Genomic DNA, 19,488 nt, shown 5'->3' with positions numbered 1-19,488 from the left:
TGATTACACACTCCCTTCTGGTCGTCTAATAAAGAGATAAACACCCGCTATCACGAATGTACTAATCGCTATCAAGTAAAACCACAAGCGTCCTATGCCACCAGTTTCAGGTAAAGGAACCTTTGCTTGGTTCGTAACATCTAAAGTAATTTGATTATTCTTCTCTCCAGAAATTAAAACATCTGCTACTTTTTCCCCATCTATCGTGACTGAACCATCTTCACGAATTATTAATTCGATTGGTTCTTTTAACCCCTGATATCCTTCTGGCGTAAAGGTTTCTGTTAGAACATATTTCCCTGGTTTTAAGTTTTCAAAAACAAAAGTATCCGTTTCTTTGCCATCTTTTGGTAATTCAATATCCGTATCTGGTCCTGTTAAACGGAATTTCGCTCCTTTAAGTGGCGTCTGATTATCGGCTTTTTTATGAACTGTTAAGTCAAAAGGTTTCAAATTATTTTGATGTGTCAGTGTCCATTCTGGCGCATTTTCTTCAATATTTTTGCCTGCATAGTGAATTTTCCCATATTTATCAACAGTAAATTCATAATTTCCAGCAAGAGTGTCGTAGCCTAATGGTCCTGATTGTTCCACCATTCGATACTCACCAGGTTCACTAATTTTAAAATAGCTCAATCCTGCAGTATCTGTTTTTTGAGTTGCCACAGTTTGGTAACTTCCTTGAGCATTTTTTCTTTGCAACGCAAAAGTCGCCTCTGCTAAGTTCACTTGTTTGCCATTTTGCATGGTGTATTTTCTAATTCTGATTGGCAAAGAAGAAAATTTATTTTCAATTTCCAATGGAATAACTTGATTTGTGGTGGTCACTTCTTGTCCATCGATGCTTACTTTGCCTTGCTCATTCACCTCAATTTGCCAAGTCGTTTTCTTACCTAACTCATGTCCTGCAGGTGCTTTTACTTCAGTTAATATATAGCGTTCCCCTTTTTGTAGGCGCACATCTTTTGGCAAGGAATAGCTCCCATCTTTATTGTCCACTAATGTTGTCTGAACATTTTTACCACTCAATTCAAAAACGGCTCCCACTAAGTTTTTCTCACCTGAGGAAGAATTTTTGATTACTTTTAAATCTAATGGCTTGAACTGCTTCGTGTTTTTCCAAGTAGTATCGTCGATTTTTTCTTGACTGTAACCAGGAACTGCTAATTCACGGGTTGTTTGATAATTGAAAGCTTGTCCTTGATTGTTGTATTGGGGAAGTCCAAGAACTTCTTGATAGCTTTCATCCGCGGTTTTGGAAAGTTGGGTTACATTTTTGCGCTCCCAACTATTGCTGGTATCATTTTCTGGTTTTGATAATTTAATATACCCAGTTTGCCAGTTGGCTGTGTCAGTTACTTGCTTTCTACTAATTTCATAAATCACGTTATCTGGCCGACTTATTGGGTCTTGATCATACTCTTCCCAGATTTTTTTCACGTTTAACTTCACGCCAGGTGCTTTTCCCGAAGGAACCCCAAAATCAACTTTTTCAGGGGCCGTGGCTAATGGCTGAAACGTTGTCCGACCATTCATTTGATACCAAAAATCAGGTTTGAAGTTTTCTGACTCTGTTTGAATACGTACTTGATAATGAATTTGAATTTCTTGCCCTTTACCCAAATAAATCTCATTACTATTAATTGTAGCGCCTGTTAGCGACACTTCTGGTAATGTTTGAACCTGAACAGGACCCACACTTTTCATTGATAATGTATTTGGCTCGTATTTAAAAGGTTCAGCAATTGGATCAACTACTTTTCCGTTTACAACCGTTCCTGAAATCTGAACGGCTTTTTTCGCTAAATAATCAGAAATGTCTGGTGCATAATCCGCGGATTCATAATAAAGGTCTCCATTTTCATCGGCTGACACCATCTCACGCATTTTATCTTCAACTTGTTGTTTAGATAAATTAGCTCGTGGATCGCTTTGCAATTGAATGCCCAATCCATGTATTTCAATCCCACGTTGTTTTAAGGCCATTGCCTCACCTATCGTGGCGATAAACGTACTGTTAATCCGTTTATTGATATTGTTTTGATCTGGCGCATTATAGCTACCAGAGATATAAGAAGTGCTACCTGGTTGATCTTGTCGATTCGTAAATTGTGTCCCGTAAAAGCGACCATCCGCCTCTGTTTGAACTCGACTCACTTTATAAGAGAAGGTTGGGACGCCATCCGTTAAAAGTACAATGACTTTCTTATGTCCATTTGGCGTTGCTAACATATCACCAGCATCTCTTAATGCTTTTTGAGTGAAAGTTCCTCCTCTAGTGCTACTTGGCGTAATATTTTTAATTGGATTTTTGACTGTATCAAACGGCCCCATTTGAATGGCGTTGTTATTATAACCGTCACTTGAGTAGCCAACATAGCCCATGTTGATGTTATTGGTAATACCGCTATCTGCCAATGTATCAACAAAACGGTTCACTCCTTTTTGAACTTCACCAATCCGATTGTTTTCATTCATACTACCGGACCAGTCAACGACTAAGACCAAATCCAATGGCGTGATTTCTTTCTGAACATTCCCACGCACATTAAGATATACATCAAAAAGCCCTGGTGTTGTTGTTTCTCTAGCATATTTTCGGATGGCATAATCGGCTTGGTCTCCTGTACCGCCATACTCAATATAAGAATTTGTGCGATTAGTAGGGTCCCCATTCCAACTCGTTTGGCCGTCCCATTGTGCACTACCGTCTTTATTCCCTTGATGGTTTAACACATTTTGATTGCCTGTGGGCTGCCAATTAGCTGTCGGATAAGTCCCAGAATTATCCGTCGTGTATTGTGGTGCAATTAAAGGCAGTGCCAGATTCGCTCTCAAAGTAGCTGGCGCCATTCTTGCTTCTGCAAATGGATTGGTTACCTCTTCTGTTGCGGTCGGCTGTTCTGTTTTTTCTGGAGCCGAATCATTTTTGTTAGTTTCTTTCGTATTTTCTGGTACAGTTATTTTTTCTGGTTCAGTTGATTCTTTAGCAGAATCCTCTACTGTTATTTTTTCAGAAGTAACTGAAACATCATATTCGTTGTTTTCATACAATAACTTAGGTGGCTGAGCTGTTTGAAGCGAACTTTGCTCAACAGCTAACGAAAGCTGTACCGGCTTTTTTACTTGTGCGTCCAAAGTCAGATAAAGCGTACCATTAGTCACTTGGTAAGAATATCCGTCTTTTTCAATTACAGCAGTATCCATGAACTGTGCATTTTTCAATTGAATTTCTCGTTGTAATGGCTGCTCTGTTTGGTTGAGAAGATTTAACTCGATATTAATATTCGTTTTATCATTCTCATCTGTTATCATTTGAGCGGATGTAATTTCAACTTCTTTGGCTGTTTCTGCATAGCCAATGAGCGGTATGAAATAGGATGAGACAAGTAAAAAGACTACGCCGAAAACCCCAAATTTCTTTAGTAATTTAATGTCTGTTCTCTCCTTTCTTTTATGAATTAACAGTTAAATTAGAATTGCCTAGCACGTAAAATTTCATTATTCTAATCTGATAATTATTATACAGAGAAGGAGCTCATTAAATCACGCCAGATTTCATACCAAGCGGTTTCATTTCTGAAATTGCGTTATTGTTTCGATGATTGTTTCATTAAAGTAAAGGACTTGGGAGGAAACAATATGATTAGGTTTTTAGAAAAAAATTATCGGAAAATGGAAGAAATCATTCGTGTCTTATCCATTTCTGATAAATGGATGACTAAAAAAGAACTTGCAAAATATATTGGTAGTTCTGAGTCTACTTTTATTCGTTATATTGAGGAGATTAAACAGCGTTGGGGCGAAAGTTTAACCATTAAAACATCGCATAAATTAGGCTATCGTTTAGAAAACTTTAATGTGTCCTTATATTTAAACGTGCTGACGGATATGGCAAAAACGTCAACGACCACCCAATTGCTCCATGAGTTTATCCAAAATCCTGGCAAAACCATCGAATATTATTGCGATACCATTAATATTAGTCGCTCTTCTTTTGCTCGAAAATTGAAGCAGTGTAATCAGGTCTTGGAAACTTACTCTCTTCGCGTTATCGTTGATCAAGGCTATCAATTAACTAGCCAAACAGAAGAATTGCCTTTACGTATTTTTACAACCTTTTTCTTTTTAATGTATTATGGTCATTATGAATTGCCTTATCAATTAGATAAGCAGGAAATCAAACAATTAATGCGTCGTAATCAATGCCAATTAAATATTATTAGTATGGATAACAGTTATGAACACGATTTCTTTATTATGTATTTTATTGTTGATTTATTAAGAGAGCATCAAGGATTTCAACAACGTTTCCAGAAAAAAACAGATAAAAAGAGTCCAATCAAAATGGAAGATTATCTTTTACTCAGTCGTCATTTCACTGGACTCAGCCGTGAAACCTATCGGGAAGTTCTCCGATATTTTCAAAGAGGCGCTTTTCAGCAATACTACTCCGAAGACCAAGAAGTCATCAGTCAAAGAATACGTGAAAATTTAAAATTTAATGCTTTTTCACAGATTGAACAATTAACAGAAGAAGTCGTCGACTTCGCTGTTCACTTGTTAACCTGTCTTTATTTGTTTTCTCAATTAGTGCCTTTTGACACCTCCGAATTGACACAAAGGGCCACCTTTTTCACTCGACAAATTCATTTTACTCAGCTTCACTTATATGCACGATTAAAAGCAGAATTGCATTTCTTTTCCGCTCTTTTAGAAACAAATCTATTAAACTATTCATCTTCTTATATTTTTTGGTTGCTTAATACTTTTCCAGAAATTAACCAGAGTTTCGACTCAAAAAAGATTTTGATTATTAGCGACATGGGCCTGAATCATAGTCAATATATTGGAAACTATGTCCACGATATTTTAGCTTTGCATCGGATTCGTTCAAATACGTTAGCAATTACGGAAGAACAATTAGGTGACCATCGACTCGAAGAATTTGACTTGATTATTACCAATCAACCAATTATTGAAACCAGTGTTCCAAGTATTTTAATTAATGATGCTATCTTATTTTCTAACAAAAGAGAATTGCTCGATTTATTAAACTTTTAACGTCTTAATGGTTTTCCCTATCTACCAAAAAGATAGCCCTTTTAGCAAGAACCGCGTAATGTGAGGTGCCATCATACAGAAGATATTTTTATTTTTCTGAAATAAAAAAGAAAATAGGACATAAGTCGAAATGACTTATGTCCTATTTTCACTCTTAAGATAATCAGCTAAACGAAACCAGCAAATTAAATTTCTGATTGATTCACTGGCCATCTTGTGTGACTTTTACTTGGTAAAATTAATGTAATGAAGATCACTAAAGTACCGATAAAAGGAAGTAAATAGAATAAAATCCACCAGTTACTGTGGTCGCGATCATGCAATCTTCTTGCTCGAACAGTAAAGTTTGCCAACCAAATTAAAGCAGTCAGCAAGAAAAAGATAATGGTCACGGTATTCCATTCTTTAATGATTGTTCCATCATTGGGTGTTACTTCAATATATCTGTAAACGCCCGTAATTGCTGAATAAATCCCTAACACCAAATAATTAATTAATTGTGGCCACCAATATTGTGCTCGTGTTGCTGACGCATTCATTGTTGTAATATTATTCCAGTATTCTCTATATGCGTTAAACATATTATCACCCCCGCATTAACTATTACAGAAGTCTTTCGTTTTGTCAAAGAATAACGTTATTTTAAGCTGCTTAATGACACGTCCATGTGCCTTCCTTAAACTCACACGAAGCGGACTCTTCAGAAGAAGGAGTTAATGAAACTAACGGTTGCTGTTGTTTTTCTTCTGCGAGAATTTTTTGAATAGTTTGGCTGATTTGCTGTTTCGGTACTGCACCATTAATTAGATATTTTTGATTAATGATTAGTGCGGGAACTCCTTGTAGACCATAAGCAGAAGCTAGCGCGAAATCTTCTTGAACCGCCGTCCAAACAGCCTCGGAAGCAACAGCTTCTTTCCATAAAGCAAAATCAATCGTTGTCTCTTTTACTAGCTCCTCAATTACTTCTGGCTCTTCAATATTTAAACTTCTCATAAATAAACCTTCTTGTAACTTATCAAACAGTAACCAATAAGTGTCTTGGTTGCCAATGTATCCAGCTGCTTTTGCTGCTAATAATGCATTCTTTGATGTTGGAAAATCAAATCGTTGCTTCCTCATCCCTTCAATATTAAAACGATGCTTTGAATCGTTTTGATTGGCATGCACCCAATGCGTCAAAACTTCTTCTTTTACTGCTGCTCGTGAGCCAAACATTGTTTCAAAATCGTTTGCTGACCATCCTAACGCAAACGACCGATGAATCAATTCAATTTCAGGAAATTCTTGTTGAATCTCATGCATGCGGTCAGACATTGGAAAACAAAAACTACAAATAACATCATGGAAAAATTCTATTTTCATCCTTACCCTCCAGTAACTCTTTTTTCAAAACAGATTGAACTAAATTTACCATTTTACTTACTAAAAGTAAACAAATGAAGCCAATTAAAAGAAAAAGATGAAACAAAATGCGCTATGGCTTTTGTCTCACCTGTTCTATCTACTTATTCTGATGTGTCCATTCCATTACCCGCTCACCATTCGTATCTAATTCACCATTAAATACAAAACCGAGTTGCTGATACAACCGAATTGCTGAGCTGTTCGTATCATAAACACTCAAGTATAGCTTGTTTGTTTGGTATTTTTCTATTAGCTTTAACATTAAAAGTCGACAGGCTGCTTTCCCATAACCTTGTCCTTGGAACCGTTGATCAATTAAAAAGCGGTCTAGCCAAACGCGCCCATCTTGCCAACGTCCATACATGGCATAGCCGATTAATTGATTGCCGTCATAAATACCTGCCGATTCCCATTCTGGAAATTGGTCTGATTCTTTTAGATTTTCTGCCATTGATTCAATGAAGGTTTGTTGTTCAGCGAAAACTTGTAGGTTTTCCACTGCTTTACGATTATCGCTTGTTACTTTTTCAAAATGTATTTCCATTATTTTCACCTAATTAGTTGTTATTTTCTGCATACTTGTATTCTTTCTTGCTTCTTATTTTAACATACTTATTTCCCTTTGCTTTCTCTAACTCTCTGTGATTATACGTTTCTCTTTTTTATGGGAAATCTTCCCTATAAATGGAGACTCTTTTCAAGAGATTTCTTTTTACACTACCCGTTTCAAATGATATAAATGATATATAGAGTGTTTTAACTATGTGCAACATGATTAAAAGTTAACTGTTGGGGAGCAGTTAACTTTTTCTTTTTAACCACAAAAGAGAGGATCCGCTGTGAGAAATAACTGCAGTGGATGCTCCCTTTTGTATATTATTTATTTACTAGCCGATAGTTGAAAGCTTTCCCGTTACTCAGTAGTATCGATTTTGTCTTCTTGACTATCTAAAGAACGGTCAACTTTTTCGTCGTAACTTTCCATGGAATTTTCATTTTTATGTTTCTGCTTATCGACCGTTTTATCGACTTTTTCTTTCTGTCGATCAATTGTTTTTTCCATCTCTTCGCCAGCCGAGGTACAACCACTCAGTAAAAGGAAACTTGTGAATAAAAATGCTGACAAGATAACTGTTTTTCCGATTTTTGTTTTCATAAACTCACCTCTCGTTTAATTTAAAAAAACGTCCCGATAAAACATTGTTCCCTTGATTATTTACTCACAATTAGCGAACGACTAAGGCATTGCACAAAGCATGGTTAACCACATAATCTGTAGTAGAACCAATCAAGGTTCGTTGAATAGCACCTCTTCCCGTGGCACCTAGCACAATTAAATCTATGGCATAATTTTCAGAAATCGTGTTGGCAAGATAACGTTTTGGGCTCCCAAGCTCAACAATTTTTTTGACTGTTTTTACACCAATTTCACTCGCTTGTTTTGCCTTTTCAGTGAGCATTTCTTCTGACTTGTGTTTTTCTAAATCATACAATTCTTCAAAAGAAAATGGACTCGTCGTAAATTCAGCATCATTAATAATTGTAGCTAAATAAAGAGTGGCTTGTTCCTCTTTGGCAATCCTGACAGCTTCATGAAAAGCTTTTTCAGATTGATCTGAGCCATCAAGAGCAACCAAAATATGTTGATATACTGACATTTTATCCGCCTCCTTAACCAAATTAAGAATCAAAACTAACACAACAGCTGTGTTACATTTTAGTGGCTATCTGTTGTAATTTTTCCACGGTTAATGCTTGATAATTTGTTTCTTCAAGTAGTCCCGTTTGAATTTCAACAGAAACATCTTCCGTACATGTTTCTAAAAACATTGTGGCATAATCAAACTGTTGCTCTAAGAATGTTTCATACTCCAGTCGACAACGTAAAAATTCTTTCGCGGTATCTGAAACATGTAAACACATGCGGCGCTTATTCGCTTTCTTGGTTATCACAAAATAGGTTCCTTCTAAAATCGTGGTAATCTCTTCAATAATATACGCTGCATCTTTTACCATTCCGTCAATCCAGTCCTTTATTTGTTTTCAGTGTCGTTGCCTTTTTCTTTGTCGTCACTTAACAGCTCTTTAATTTTTTCACGATTGTCGTATAACTTTTTTCCTACGCCCACTAAGGCGCCGCCTGCCAATAACTTTGTTAAAAAACCGCCATTTTCGTTTGTTTTTTTGCCATGGTGTCCTTTTAAATGATGTCCCATCCTAGCCACCTCCATAATTTTTATTTCTATTACCTATGAACATTATCTCATATGTTTTCACAAAACGCACGTATAACAATAGTTTTTTAATCAAGGCTCGACCACTTTGTAAACTCATGACTTTTAATATGCCGAATCTCTTCAAATAAAATATGTGTATGTCCAACTTTTGCATACTCCATTGAACTCATCCCTTCAAAAACACCAACAATTGGCGGTTGAACACGGCCAAAATCATCCAATGTATTCAATTGGATTTCTAAAACTTGGTTATTTTTTAAAGACTGCTCTAAGTATTCTTCAATTTCTTCTGTTGTCTGTTGCGGTAAGCGTTCAAACGCTCTCTTAGAATATTCGTCAGAAGCTTCGATTCCTTCTTGTAACTCCCCCAATGCAAAAGCGGTCGCCCATTTCAGTTCAAAGGGCCGATCATGGTACTCATTATAAGGTGTAAATTCTTTTTTTGTTCGTTTCATGATGTTATCCTCCTAAACCGACATTTCCTCCAGCATGTCCACCGACTAATCCTGAACGATGAATTGCCGTCGCGCCTTCCAACAAAGAAGAGGCGTGAATTAAAGCTTGAAAGCCAAATTTTTGTCGGATTTTATCAATCAGATAGTTTAACTCCATTTCACTAATTTGCTCTTCTGGTTCCGAAAATAAATCTAATTGTAAAGATTCATTCCAAACTAATTTCCCATATGAAAGCCCTAATTGCCGGACATCGGTTCCCGCTAGATAATGTTCTCTAAAAAGGGCTAATACATAGGTGATCAAAACTTTTGTATTGTTTGTTGCAGGAATCGTTTGTTGTTTTCGCCAACCAGTTCGTCCTTCACGGTCAATTTGACCTTTGGAATAACCAACGTAGACTGTGATACATTCCGTTTGACAATGCGCTTTTCTTAAACGAGTAGCCACTTGTTCTGTCAGTTCCTTTAAGACTAGTTCAATCTGATCTCTTCGCGCATAATCTCTCGGTAAAATCTGACTATTTCCAAATGATTTTTCAGCTTTATGTGGTGCTTTTTTTCCTAAAAAGGTACGATCAATCCCCCATGAATGAGCATACAATTGAAGCCCCATCACGCCAAATGTTTCTTGTAAAAGATGCGGATTCGCTTGCGCTAACTCATATACAGAATCAATTCCTAAACGATTCAGTCGTTTAGCCATTCTGCGACCAATCCCACAAAAATCTGTCAAAGAAGGCAACTGCCAGACAGTATCTGGTACACGATCATACCGCCATTTTGCAATAAAATCTGGCGAATGTTTGGCGCCATTGTCCAACGCCAATTTAGCCAGTAACGGATTGTCCCCTATCCCAACGGTCACATAAATACCCACATGATTATAAACGACTCTTTGGATAATCCGAGCCATCTTATAGGCGGTTTCACAATGAAAATAACTTAAAGAAGCCGTTACATCAAGAAATGATTCATCTACACTAAACACAGAGTGATCTTCATCTGCGACAAACTTTTTATATAAATTATTGATTTCTTGATTTTTTTTCATGTACAAATTCATTCGTGGCGGGACCACATATAAATCAGGATGAGCGGGCACTTGATTTTTACGCGTAACATTTGAAACACCTAAAACTTTTTTTGCCATTGGCGATGCTGATAAAACTAATCCCCCCGCATTTTCGGCATTACTCATCACTACTAACATCGTTTTCAACGGATCTAACCCACGTTCTGCGCATTCTACACTAGCGTAAAAACTTTTGCAATCAATACAAAGAATATCGCGACTAGGTTCTTTTTCATAATCAAATTTCATAAACATCACCTCACTTGCAAAATCATTATACGAACAAACGTTCGATTAATCAAGCGAACACTGTTTATTTTTTTGTTTTTTTCAAGAACGGTCGGTGATCAAAAAAAATAAGTATTCGGAATTTTTATATTCCAAATACTTATTTTTTCTTTTACATCTTATTTCGATTTAAAAATAACGATAAAAAGCCCGTTCCTAACAGAATTACTGCTGAAACATAATAAGGGAAAAAGTGATTGATATCAAATAAAGCTCCTGCTGCCATTGGTCCTAAAATATTACCAAAACTTGTAAATGTCGAATTTAGTCCGTTGATGGTTCCTTGTTGATCTCCAGCATGTTTGGATAAATAAGTAGTTACTGCTGGTCTAAACAAGTCAAACGCTAAAAAGACAATAAACGTTGAAAATACAACAACTAAATTATTTTTTGTAAAGGCAATCACGGCAATAAAAATGGCACTTGCAAAAAAGGTTAATTGGATTAAACCCATTTCACCTATTTTTTGGACGATTGCATCAAAGAAAAACAACTGACAAATCAACGCTAAAATACCACTAACCGTAATCACGATTGCTATTTCACTTGTGGTAAAGCCAAAATTAATAGTCGCCATAATACTATAAATAGATTCGAACGCTTGCAGGCCAAAAGAGGAAATTAAGATAATCACAAATAATGAGGTAAACATTGGATTTCTTAAAATATCCATAAATGAACCTTTTTTCGCTTCAACAGCGGCTAAAATTCGTTTCTCCGGCTCCTTCAAAACAGTTAATGTCAAAATAAAACCAATAAACGCTAAAAATGCGGCCGCAAAAAATGGAGCGCGAATACCTAAATAAGCAATAAAACCACCAACTCCTGGTCCGATAATAAAACCACCACTAATTGCAGCTGACACAAGTCCCATCGCTTTCGGACGTTCAGAAATCGTGGTCATATCTGCCACAAAGGCTGTCACTGACGGCATTAATAAAGCGGCGGCAATCCCACCTAAACCACGAGAAATATAAAAACCGCTTTTCGCTTGGGCTAAACCAAATAATAACTCAGAAATTGAAAACACCAACATACCCGTCGCAATCATTTTTTTCCGACCAATTTTATCCGAAAGGACACCTGCGATTGGCGATGTGATTAATTGGGCAATCGCAAAAATAGAAATCATCATTCCCATTGTGGTACCAGAAAAATGCATTTCTTCTTTTAATTGGGGAATTACGGGAATGACTAGGCCTACGCCTAGAAAAACAAGAAATAAGTTAGAAATTGCTAAGTACATCATACTATTTTTTTTCGTCATAATTTGCCTCCTCCATAAAAAAACAGCCATCAAAAATGGCTATTTCTGTTTCTTTGTATGTACTTTCTTTGACAGTGTTTCGGCTGAAACACTCGTTGAGTCATTGAGATACATTTTACACTAATTCACTGAAAATTTCACTAGTTTTTACTTATTTTTTTAAAGGAAATTGTTATTTTTTAAAGACATAACTTAAGTATCCAAGTATTTAATGAATCGCTTTTGTTTTTTATCAGAAACATAGCCAATGTGTTCATAAAATTGATGTGCTGCTGTACGCTGTTCCCCTGAATTTAAGCGAATCGCAGACAAGTTATACTTTTTAGCTTCCGTTTCTAGTTTCATCATTAATTGTTTGCCAATTCCACGGCCTTCTGCTTCTTTTGCCACTGCTAATCCCAGAACGTTCAATAACGTTTGGGAATAAATTGTTTCATACAGTTGCGCATGCACATAGCCTAAAATCTTGCCTGTCTTCGTTTCTTCATAAACATATAAAAACTCTCTGTCACTGGCTAGTAGTAATTTCTCAATCTGTTTACAGGTCACGTCAACGGGAACTTCATAGCCCAATTGTTCTTTATTAATGATAGTTAACGCCGCTGCATCTGTTGGCTTCATTTTTCTAATCAAGGGTAACACCCTCCTTTACATTCTTACTTAAATAATAACGAAAGCGTAATATCCGCAAAATCATTTAATTCTGAATCATTGTATTGCTCTAACAAAACTGTTTCGCCTCGATACTCTTTTAAAGCTAGTTGTATCAGCGAATGATAATTAGTAGGAAAATGTACTAGGCCCCATTCCCCGCCAGCCCTTTTTGATAAAATTTTATTCTCTTGCTTAAACGCCATTACTCTACACAGATTTAAAATAACGTACATAGGTTGTTGAACAATTTCTTTTTTTGCCTCTTTCACATCAGCTACAATGCTTTCAAAATATTTCTTTTGATCTATCCAGCCAAAAACGGAATCAATCGGTTTTCCTACGAGTACTTTTCCATATAATTTTGTAATCATAAGATGTGCCACTAGATCCTCATCGTATCCCATCATATCTTCAATATATTTATTTTTATTAGTCAGATATCTGGAACGATGTATCGGAGAAAAATGTAAATCGAAGGGAATCGGATAACTCAAATTTATTGTATCTTTTAATTGTAGCACATGGAATTCTATCCCTTTTTTTGGTGCCCACTTATCTAAAATATTAATTGTATAATCTAATAATTGTTTCTTCTCATCAATAGTAAGCTTTTCATAAACCACAATCAGTACATCCAAATCACTTACTGAATGACAATAGGTTCCAAAAGCATAAGAACCATGAAGATATATTCCAACTAAATTTTCTTTTATTATTTTCATATATCCATTTTCCATTTGAGCTAATAATTGATGAACCACGATTATTCCTCCATTATTGATTGACAATTGCTATAGTTTTTTCGATAAATAAAGAACTAACTCATCATCATTAACACACCGTTCGTTTGGTTTCAGCTGCTTATTTTGAAACCAAACTCCTGAACCATCTGGCACATATCCTTGTTTGATATATAATCTTTGCGCTGCACCATAACCAGGATGCAGGCCTACTCCCAAGGAAACAGTATCTGCATAACTTTTGGCAACATTTTCTGCACGATTTAATAATAACCGCCCCACTCCTTGTTTTTGAAATGGCAAGAATACATTGAAATCAGCTATTTCAGGATATAAATTTTTAAAAGGTCCTTCCTTAGCTAATGGCAGTAACGTCACATAACCTAACAGCGTTGCCTTTTTCTCCGCTACAAAAACCGTTCGTTGCTTGACTAATTGTTCTTCTAAATAGTTCATTACAATCTCTTGGCGACTTGGCCAACCTTGTTGGACAAATTGAGTATCCAGCGCTAAGATATCTTTCTCTTGCATTTCTCTAATAACCACTAGCTCAGACATTAGCATTCCCTCCCGAAAAGCGTTTTCATTTTATAAAACGAAGCGAATAATTCTTCGCTCCCTTATTCATTTTCAAAAACCATCGAGTTGATGATATTTGGGCAAAACAGCAACACATGTTTTTTCTGAATTAACAGCAATAACGAACCCTTGCCATAAGGACCACGTCACCGCTTCACCTAATTTCTCTTTCACTCGTTGAATCATTTCAGCTTGCGTTAAGTCTCGTGCAGGAAAATGTTGAACTTTATCGTTACTGATTAAAAAAATAAATGATTCTGAAAAAGCTGTCATGACTTCAGGTGGTAAATTTTTTAATCGTTCTTGGTAATCCATTGAAACCACTCCTTCTTTTTTATCATACCACAACATCCATTTCTCTAAAAAGCGCAGCACTTACTACTGAATATCTGCTAAAATTTGCCTGATAATCTGCTTTTCAGACAGTTGTTCAGATAACCGCTGTTCTCCCGCAAGCCCTAAATAATCTTCTGGTAGCCACCAACGTTTCATTTCCACGACACCAAATTCTTGATTCTTGTTTCTCTGGCTATGTCTTTTCAACGTTTCTTCAAAAGAAATATCAAAATAATAAACCTGAACGTTTCCTTCAAAGAGATGGATTATTTCCTGAAAAAAGGAATGATAAATGGCTTTTTGAAAAATCCCTTCAACAATCACATACTGGCATTCTTGATACCCAAAAGCTACCAACTGTTTTAACAAAGCAATACTTAGATTACCTGTTTCATCTTTAACACGAAGCATTTCTCTGCGCACCACATCTTGAGAAATCAATAACGATTGTTCTTTAAGACACTGATGAAGCGCGTTAGCTATCGTTGTTTTACCACTACCAGAATTACCACGTAAAATAATTAATTTCGGTTGCATCTGTTTCCCTCCATTTTCTTGATTGTTGAAAACCAGCACAAAAGAGCAAAAAACTTGGAAAAAACTCTCCAAGTTTTGCTGTTATTTTGATGAATGTTTCGTTGAATCTCGCTGAATGAATTCCGTTCCGACAATAATTTTTCTAGGAACTGGGGGGGGATTCAAGCATAACTCTTTCATTGTCTCAACGGCTAGCTCACCCATCCATTCAGTATGAACTTTAACTGTTGTTAATGTTGGTGAAACATATTTTGCGACACTAATATCATTAAAACCAATGATAGAAATATCTTCTGGCACACGAATGGCTGCTTCTTGTAACGCCCGCATTGCACCAATCGCCAATGTATCACTTGCAGCGAAAAAAGCGGTTGGACGAGTGTCCGCTTCTTCAATAAAGTCTTTCATCGCTTGATAGCCTTCTTCAACAGAAAAAGCTGCTTCGACAACCCATTCTTGATGATAAAGGTCCAGATCTTTTAAGGTTTCTTTAAAAGCGACAAAACGTGGATCAACCAATGCCACGTGGGACTCTTTCGTATATTCTTGCCCAGAAAGCATACCAATTTTCTGATGCCCTTGCGCCAAAAATTCTTGCACAATTGTTTTAACACTTCCAGCAAAATCAACAACAATGGAGTTTTGGCCAAAAGCCATTGCATCAAAGTCTACAAATAGAAGAGGTGCGCCTAAGGCGGCTAAGGCCGCCACTTGCTTTTCATCAAATTTTCCTAGGGCAATTGTCCCATCAAATCTTTTTTGAGACAGGTTTGTCAGAGATTCTTTGACTAAAAGAAAACCCAATTCCTCTGCCCGCTTTTCAACACCTAAACGAATCGATAAATAGTAAATATCATCCAGTTCTTCTGGATCGCTGAACCATTGGACAAACCGAATTTTCTTTTTGCCTGCTTGTTTTTTTCTGGCTCGCTTTTTATAATTTAACGTTTCTGCTGTTTCAAATATTTTCTTCTTCGTTTCATCACTAACTGATAATGTTTCATCATAGTTCAAAACTCTCGAAACTGTCGCTGAAGAAACACCGACTTGCTCTGCTATATCTTTAATGGTTACGATGTTCCTCACCTCAAACTAATCATTTTCTATACATTGAATAAATCGTTCAAAAGCACGACGACCTTCTTCGTCACGTTTAAAGACGCCGGCATCTGTTAAAATTTGAACAAAAATTGTCCCAATTCCTTGTTGGATCACTTCTTTGACATTGGCTTCAGTGATGGTTTGCTGACTGAGTTCATCCGCCCAAGCTCGATGACTTTCAGCAATTTGATTGGGTTGCTTTAATAAATACTTTTCGACTTCTCTTAATTCTTGTGCTAGCCTTGGTGGCAAAATAGCTAGTCCCATTACTTCAATTAAGCCAATATTTTCTTGCTTAATATGTTGTACTTCTGGATGTGGATGAAAAATGCCATCTGGAAATTCCTCCGAAACATTATTATCTCGTAAAACTAAATCCAATTCAAATAATGACCCTTTGCGTCGGGCAATTGGCGTAATCGTATGATGCGGTGTGCCATCTTCTGAATAGGCCCGAACTGAGACACGTTCATCAGAATAATTGCGCCATTTGGTCAAAATTAATTCGGCCGCCTCAACTAGTTCCTCTTGACGATCACTTTGAAGACGAATCACAGACATCGGCCATTTTAAAATACCAGCAGTTATCTCAGGATATTTTTTCAAAGAAAATCTTTTTTCCATTGGTGCTAAATCCATTGGAAATGTATGACGTCCTGCTTGGTAATGATCATGAGATAAAATAGAACCACCAACAATTGGCAAATCTGCATTAGAGCCCACAAAATATTCAGGGAATAACTCCGTAATTTTAAGGAGCCGCTGGAACGTTTTTTTCTCGATTTTCATTTCTCGATGTTGTTGGTCCAAGAAAATCGCATGCTCATTATAGTAAGCATATGGCGAATATTGAAAGCCCCAAGCTTCGTCCTCTAAATTTAGTCGGATAATCCGATGGTTTGTCCGTGCTGGATAATTTACACGGCCATAATAGCCTTCATTCTCCATACATAACATACACGCTGGATATTTTTTTTGACTCATTTTCTTTTCAGCCAAAATTTTTCGAGCATCCTTTTCTGGCTTCGATAAGTTAATGGTAATTTCTAGTTTACCATAGGGTGAGTCCATTGGGAAAATAATATTTTTGGCGATTGCTTTCGTTTTAATGTAGTTATTCGTTTTACATAACTGATAAAAATAATCCGTTGCTTTTCGTGGAGACTCTTGATAATAATCCATAAACTTCTGATTAATGATGGTTGGGGTCGGCGTAATAAAATCCATTAACTCCGCTTCTAGTTGTTCTGCTTCCGTAATTGAGTCATCGATTTGGTGATTGGCTTGTGCAATGTTTAAAAGATGTTCCACCACACGCAACGGTTCTTGCTCACAAGCAACCGCTTCTGGTTGTTCAAAAAAATCACAGCCAACTAGTTTGGCAATCCGATTCGTCAAATAATAGCGGTCTGTTTCCGTCCAATCGCCATTTTCTATGATTATCTCTACAAATGCAGCAATCCATTTACTACTTTCTTTCATCATCTGATGTTCTCCTATTCATTATAGCCTTGAGGATGTTTCACATGCCATTGCCAAGCGGTGGCGATAATATCCTTGACCTCAGTTACTTCTGGTTGCCAGCCTAAAACTCGTTTGGCTTTTTCACTAGAAGCAATTAACGTACTAGGATCCCCTGCTCGGCGTGGCGCGATTGTTGCAGGAATTTCTTGGCCTGTCACTTCGCGAGCAGCATCTAACATTTCTTTAACAGAATAGCCGTTGTTGCTTCCCAAGTTAAAGACGTCACTTTCGCCGCCATTTTTCAAATATTCTAAAGCCAAAATATGTGCTGCAATCAAGTCTTCAATGTAAACATAATCTCGAATGCACGTGCCATCTGGTGTATCATAATCATCCCCAAAAATACTTAGCTCTGCTCGTTGGCCTAATGCCACTTGTAAAATAATTGGCACAATATGCGTTTCTGGCGTGTGATCCTCACCAATTGAGGCATCTTTTTTTGCTCCTGCAACATTAAAATAACGCAAAGCAACATATTTCATTCCATAAGCGTTGTCGCACCATTTCATGATTTTTTCCATCATTAATTTACTTTCCCCATACGGATTTTTAGGATTCGTTGGGGTTTCTTCTGTAATAGGCATTGCTTTTGGTTCGCCATAAGTGGCCGCTGTGGAAGAAAAAACAATATGTTTCACTCCGAATTCTTGCATGACTTCCAAGGCAATTTGAGTGCCGTGAACATTGTTATTGAAATACATTAACGGTTTCTCCACGGATTCTCCTACTAAAGAATTGGCCGCAAAGTGCAACACCCCTTCAATTGATTCTTTTTCAAAGACGCTACGTAAAAAAGCTTTATCACGAATATCGCCTTCATAGAAAGTCGCTTGTTCATGAACTGCTGAACGATGTCCCGTTAATAAATTATCAACAACAACAACGGCATAGCCTTTTGAAATTAATTGATCGACGGCATGTGAGCCGATGTAGCCTGCGCCACCTAATACTAAAATAGACATTTAAAGCCTTCCTTTCTAAAATAACTTTCTGGCACCATCATCAATTGATGCAGGATAAAAATCAGCAGCATAGCCAATTTTATCTTGATAACTCTGGCCAACAGCTTCAATAAATGCATCTATATTTTGCTTTGGTACCAAAGCAATACTACAACCGCCAAACCCTGCACCAGTCATCCGTGCGCCCAAAACGCCTGGTTGTTCTTGCGCACAAGCCACTAAGGTATCTAACTCAATGCCAGTTACTTCGTAATCTTCTTTTAGCGAACGATGTGAGGCATTTAATAATAAGCCAAATTCTTCCAAATCCCCTTCAGTTAGCGCTTGTTTTGCCAATAAAGTTCGTTCATTTTCTGTGACGGCATGACGCGCTCGTTTAATCAACGTTGGATCTCCAATCAATGCTTGATATTGTTCAAATGTCTCGCTGTTTAATTCACCTAGAAACTCAATAGATAACTCTTTTTGAAGCAAACGAACGGCTTCTTCGCATTCTGCACGGCGTTCATTATATTTTGAATCTGCTAATTCACGACGTTTGTTAGTATTCATAATGACAATCGTATACTCACCTAATTTGGCGGGAACCATTTCATAGTGCATATTATTGGTATCTAGTAGAATAGCTTGATCTTTTTCTCCCATCCCCACGGCAAATTGGTCCATAATTCCCGAATTAACGCCAATAAATTCATTCTCCACTTTTTTACCGATTTGCACCAATTCAAGCATTGGACAGTGTAAAGCATATAAATCATTACAGATCGTTCCCATTAAAAGTTCAATAGAAGCAGAAGAAGACAAGCCAGCACCATTAGGAATCGTACCGTAGAAGAGCACATCTAAGCCAGAATCAATATTGTGTCCGCTTTCAATCAAGTAATTTAAAACGCCTTTAGGATAATTTGCCCAATCATCTGAATCTGAATAGGTTAAATCTTCTAATGAAAATTCGATGAGACCAACCTCTTTAAAATTATCAGAAAACATCCGAATTTTTTGGTCGTCTCTTTTTCTTGCCACACCAAATGTCCCTAACGTAATAGCCGCTGGGAAAACATGACCGCCATTGTAATCTGTATGTTCACCAATCAAATTAATTCTTCCAGGGGCAAAATAACAGGCTGTCCCTTTCTCACCAAATATTTCTACAAATCGATTCATTAACAGTTCTTCCATCACTAATCGCTCCTTTCACTAGTAAACAAATTGTATAATATTTACTAAACTTTTGCAAATATTTACTTAACATTTCCTTAATTGTC

The 19,488-nt window shown here is 36.8% G+C and carries 21 protein-coding genes; 1 reads left to right on the top strand and 20 read right to left on the bottom strand.

Annotated features, from left to right (window positions below; all coding sequences use genetic code 11):
* Window positions 1–3: 3 nt before the first annotated feature.
* On the bottom strand, window positions 4–3,468 hold the full coding sequence (gene ebpA / locus PYW42_RS04670) for an endocarditis and biofilm-associated pilus tip protein EbpA (protein WP_147594668.1): 3,465 nt from the start codon (window positions 3,466–3,468) through the stop codon (window positions 4–6).
* A 174-nt stretch (window positions 3,469–3,642) separates the two neighbouring features.
* On the opposite strand from ebpA, the gene ebpR reads away from it, so the two are divergent.
* Complete coding sequence (gene ebpR / locus PYW42_RS04665) at window positions 3,643–5,064, top strand: pilus transcriptional regulator EbpR (RefSeq protein WP_002382000.1); 1,422 nt, start codon at window positions 3,643–3,645, stop codon at window positions 5,062–5,064.
* Between the two features lie 185 nt (window positions 5,065–5,249).
* Here the strand turns inward: ebpR and PYW42_RS04660 are convergent, their stop codons facing one another.
* The 19 genes from PYW42_RS04660 to PYW42_RS04570 form a co-directional block, all read right to left on the bottom strand.
* Window positions 5,250–5,645 carry a DUF805 domain-containing protein gene (locus PYW42_RS04660; protein WP_002358131.1) on the bottom strand — a complete coding sequence of 132 codons (396 nt, stop codon included), beginning with the start codon at window positions 5,643–5,645 and terminating at the stop codon, window positions 5,250–5,252.
* Between the two features lie 70 nt (window positions 5,646–5,715).
* Window positions 5,716–6,429: a DsbA family oxidoreductase gene (locus tag PYW42_RS04655; RefSeq protein ID WP_002369662.1), complete on the bottom strand. Its 714-nt coding sequence runs from the start codon at window positions 6,427–6,429 to the stop codon at window positions 5,716–5,718.
* A gap of 139 nt (window positions 6,430–6,568) precedes the next feature.
* A complete protein-coding gene (locus PYW42_RS04650) occupies window positions 6,569–7,015 on the bottom strand; it encodes a GNAT family N-acetyltransferase (RefSeq protein WP_002386013.1) in 447 nt (148 codons plus the stop codon).
* Between the two features lie 369 nt (window positions 7,016–7,384).
* On the bottom strand, window positions 7,385–7,627 hold the full coding sequence (locus PYW42_RS04645) for a hypothetical protein (RefSeq protein ID WP_002358134.1): 243 nt from the start codon (window positions 7,625–7,627) through the stop codon (window positions 7,385–7,387).
* 70 nt (window positions 7,628–7,697) lie between these two features.
* Entirely contained in the window at window positions 7,698–8,129 is a 432-nt protein-coding gene (locus PYW42_RS04640; RefSeq protein ID WP_002388824.1) for a universal stress protein, read from the bottom strand.
* A gap of 52 nt (window positions 8,130–8,181) precedes the next feature.
* Complete coding sequence (locus tag PYW42_RS04635) at window positions 8,182–8,487, bottom strand: hypothetical protein (protein WP_002358136.1); 306 nt, start codon at window positions 8,485–8,487, stop codon at window positions 8,182–8,184.
* Between the two features lie 17 nt (window positions 8,488–8,504).
* On the bottom strand, window positions 8,505–8,702 hold the full coding sequence (locus PYW42_RS04630) for a hypothetical protein (protein WP_002409887.1): 198 nt from the start codon (window positions 8,700–8,702) through the stop codon (window positions 8,505–8,507).
* Window positions 8,703–8,773: 71 nt separating this feature from the next.
* Complete coding sequence (locus PYW42_RS04625; protein WP_002358138.1) at window positions 8,774–9,163, bottom strand: hypothetical protein; 390 nt, start codon at window positions 9,161–9,163, stop codon at window positions 8,774–8,776.
* Window positions 9,164–9,167: 4 nt separating this feature from the next.
* On the bottom strand, window positions 9,168–10,484 hold the full coding sequence (locus PYW42_RS04620; protein WP_010816104.1) for a Y-family DNA polymerase: 1,317 nt from the start codon (window positions 10,482–10,484) through the stop codon (window positions 9,168–9,170).
* 151 nt (window positions 10,485–10,635) lie between these two features.
* On the bottom strand, window positions 10,636–11,790 hold the full coding sequence (emeA, locus tag PYW42_RS04615) for a multidrug efflux MFS transporter EmeA (protein WP_002358140.1): 1,155 nt from the start codon (window positions 11,788–11,790) through the stop codon (window positions 10,636–10,638).
* A gap of 192 nt (window positions 11,791–11,982) precedes the next feature.
* Window positions 11,983–12,423: a GNAT family N-acetyltransferase gene (locus PYW42_RS04610; protein WP_002388826.1), complete on the bottom strand. Its 441-nt coding sequence runs from the start codon at window positions 12,421–12,423 to the stop codon at window positions 11,983–11,985.
* A 23-nt stretch (window positions 12,424–12,446) separates the two neighbouring features.
* Entirely contained in the window at window positions 12,447–13,205 is a 759-nt protein-coding gene (locus tag PYW42_RS04605; RefSeq protein WP_002386017.1) for an aminoglycoside adenylyltransferase domain-containing protein, read from the bottom strand.
* Window positions 13,206–13,235: 30 nt separating this feature from the next.
* Window positions 13,236–13,748: a GNAT family N-acetyltransferase gene (locus PYW42_RS04600; RefSeq protein WP_002407075.1), complete on the bottom strand. Its 513-nt coding sequence runs from the start codon at window positions 13,746–13,748 to the stop codon at window positions 13,236–13,238.
* Window positions 13,749–13,814: 66 nt separating this feature from the next.
* Complete coding sequence (locus PYW42_RS04595) at window positions 13,815–14,114, bottom strand: hypothetical protein (protein WP_002384750.1); 300 nt, start codon at window positions 14,112–14,114, stop codon at window positions 13,815–13,817.
* 27 nt (window positions 14,115–14,141) lie between these two features.
* Entirely contained in the window at window positions 14,142–14,708 is a 567-nt protein-coding gene (locus PYW42_RS04590) for a kinase (RefSeq protein ID WP_002414355.1), read from the bottom strand.
* A 9-nt stretch (window positions 14,709–14,717) separates the two neighbouring features.
* The gene (locus PYW42_RS04585) at window positions 14,718–15,722 is read right to left on the bottom strand and encodes a LacI family DNA-binding transcriptional regulator (protein WP_002388863.1); all 1,005 of its coding nucleotides are present in this window, start codon (window positions 15,720–15,722) and stop codon (window positions 14,718–14,720) included.
* 6 nt (window positions 15,723–15,728) lie between these two features.
* Window positions 15,729–17,219, bottom strand: coding sequence for a UDP-glucose--hexose-1-phosphate uridylyltransferase (galT, locus tag PYW42_RS04580; RefSeq protein WP_002411158.1), 1,491 nt, complete (start codon window positions 17,217–17,219; stop codon window positions 15,729–15,731).
* 14 nt (window positions 17,220–17,233) lie between these two features.
* Window positions 17,234–18,223, bottom strand: a complete 990-nt coding sequence (gene galE / locus PYW42_RS04575; RefSeq protein ID WP_002361578.1) for a UDP-glucose 4-epimerase GalE — start codon at window positions 18,221–18,223, stop codon at window positions 17,234–17,236.
* A gap of 15 nt (window positions 18,224–18,238) precedes the next feature.
* Window positions 18,239–19,402, bottom strand: coding sequence for a galactokinase (locus PYW42_RS04570; RefSeq protein WP_002384756.1), 1,164 nt, complete (start codon window positions 19,400–19,402; stop codon window positions 18,239–18,241).
* Window positions 19,403–19,488 lie beyond the last annotated feature (86 nt).

It is taken from the genome of Enterococcus faecalis, assembly GCF_029024925.1.
Lineage (GTDB): Bacteria > Bacillota > Bacilli > Lactobacillales > Enterococcaceae > Enterococcus > Enterococcus faecalis.
The sequence above is the reverse complement of the archived record's forward strand: the minus strand, read 5'-3'. Positions and strand labels throughout refer to the sequence as shown.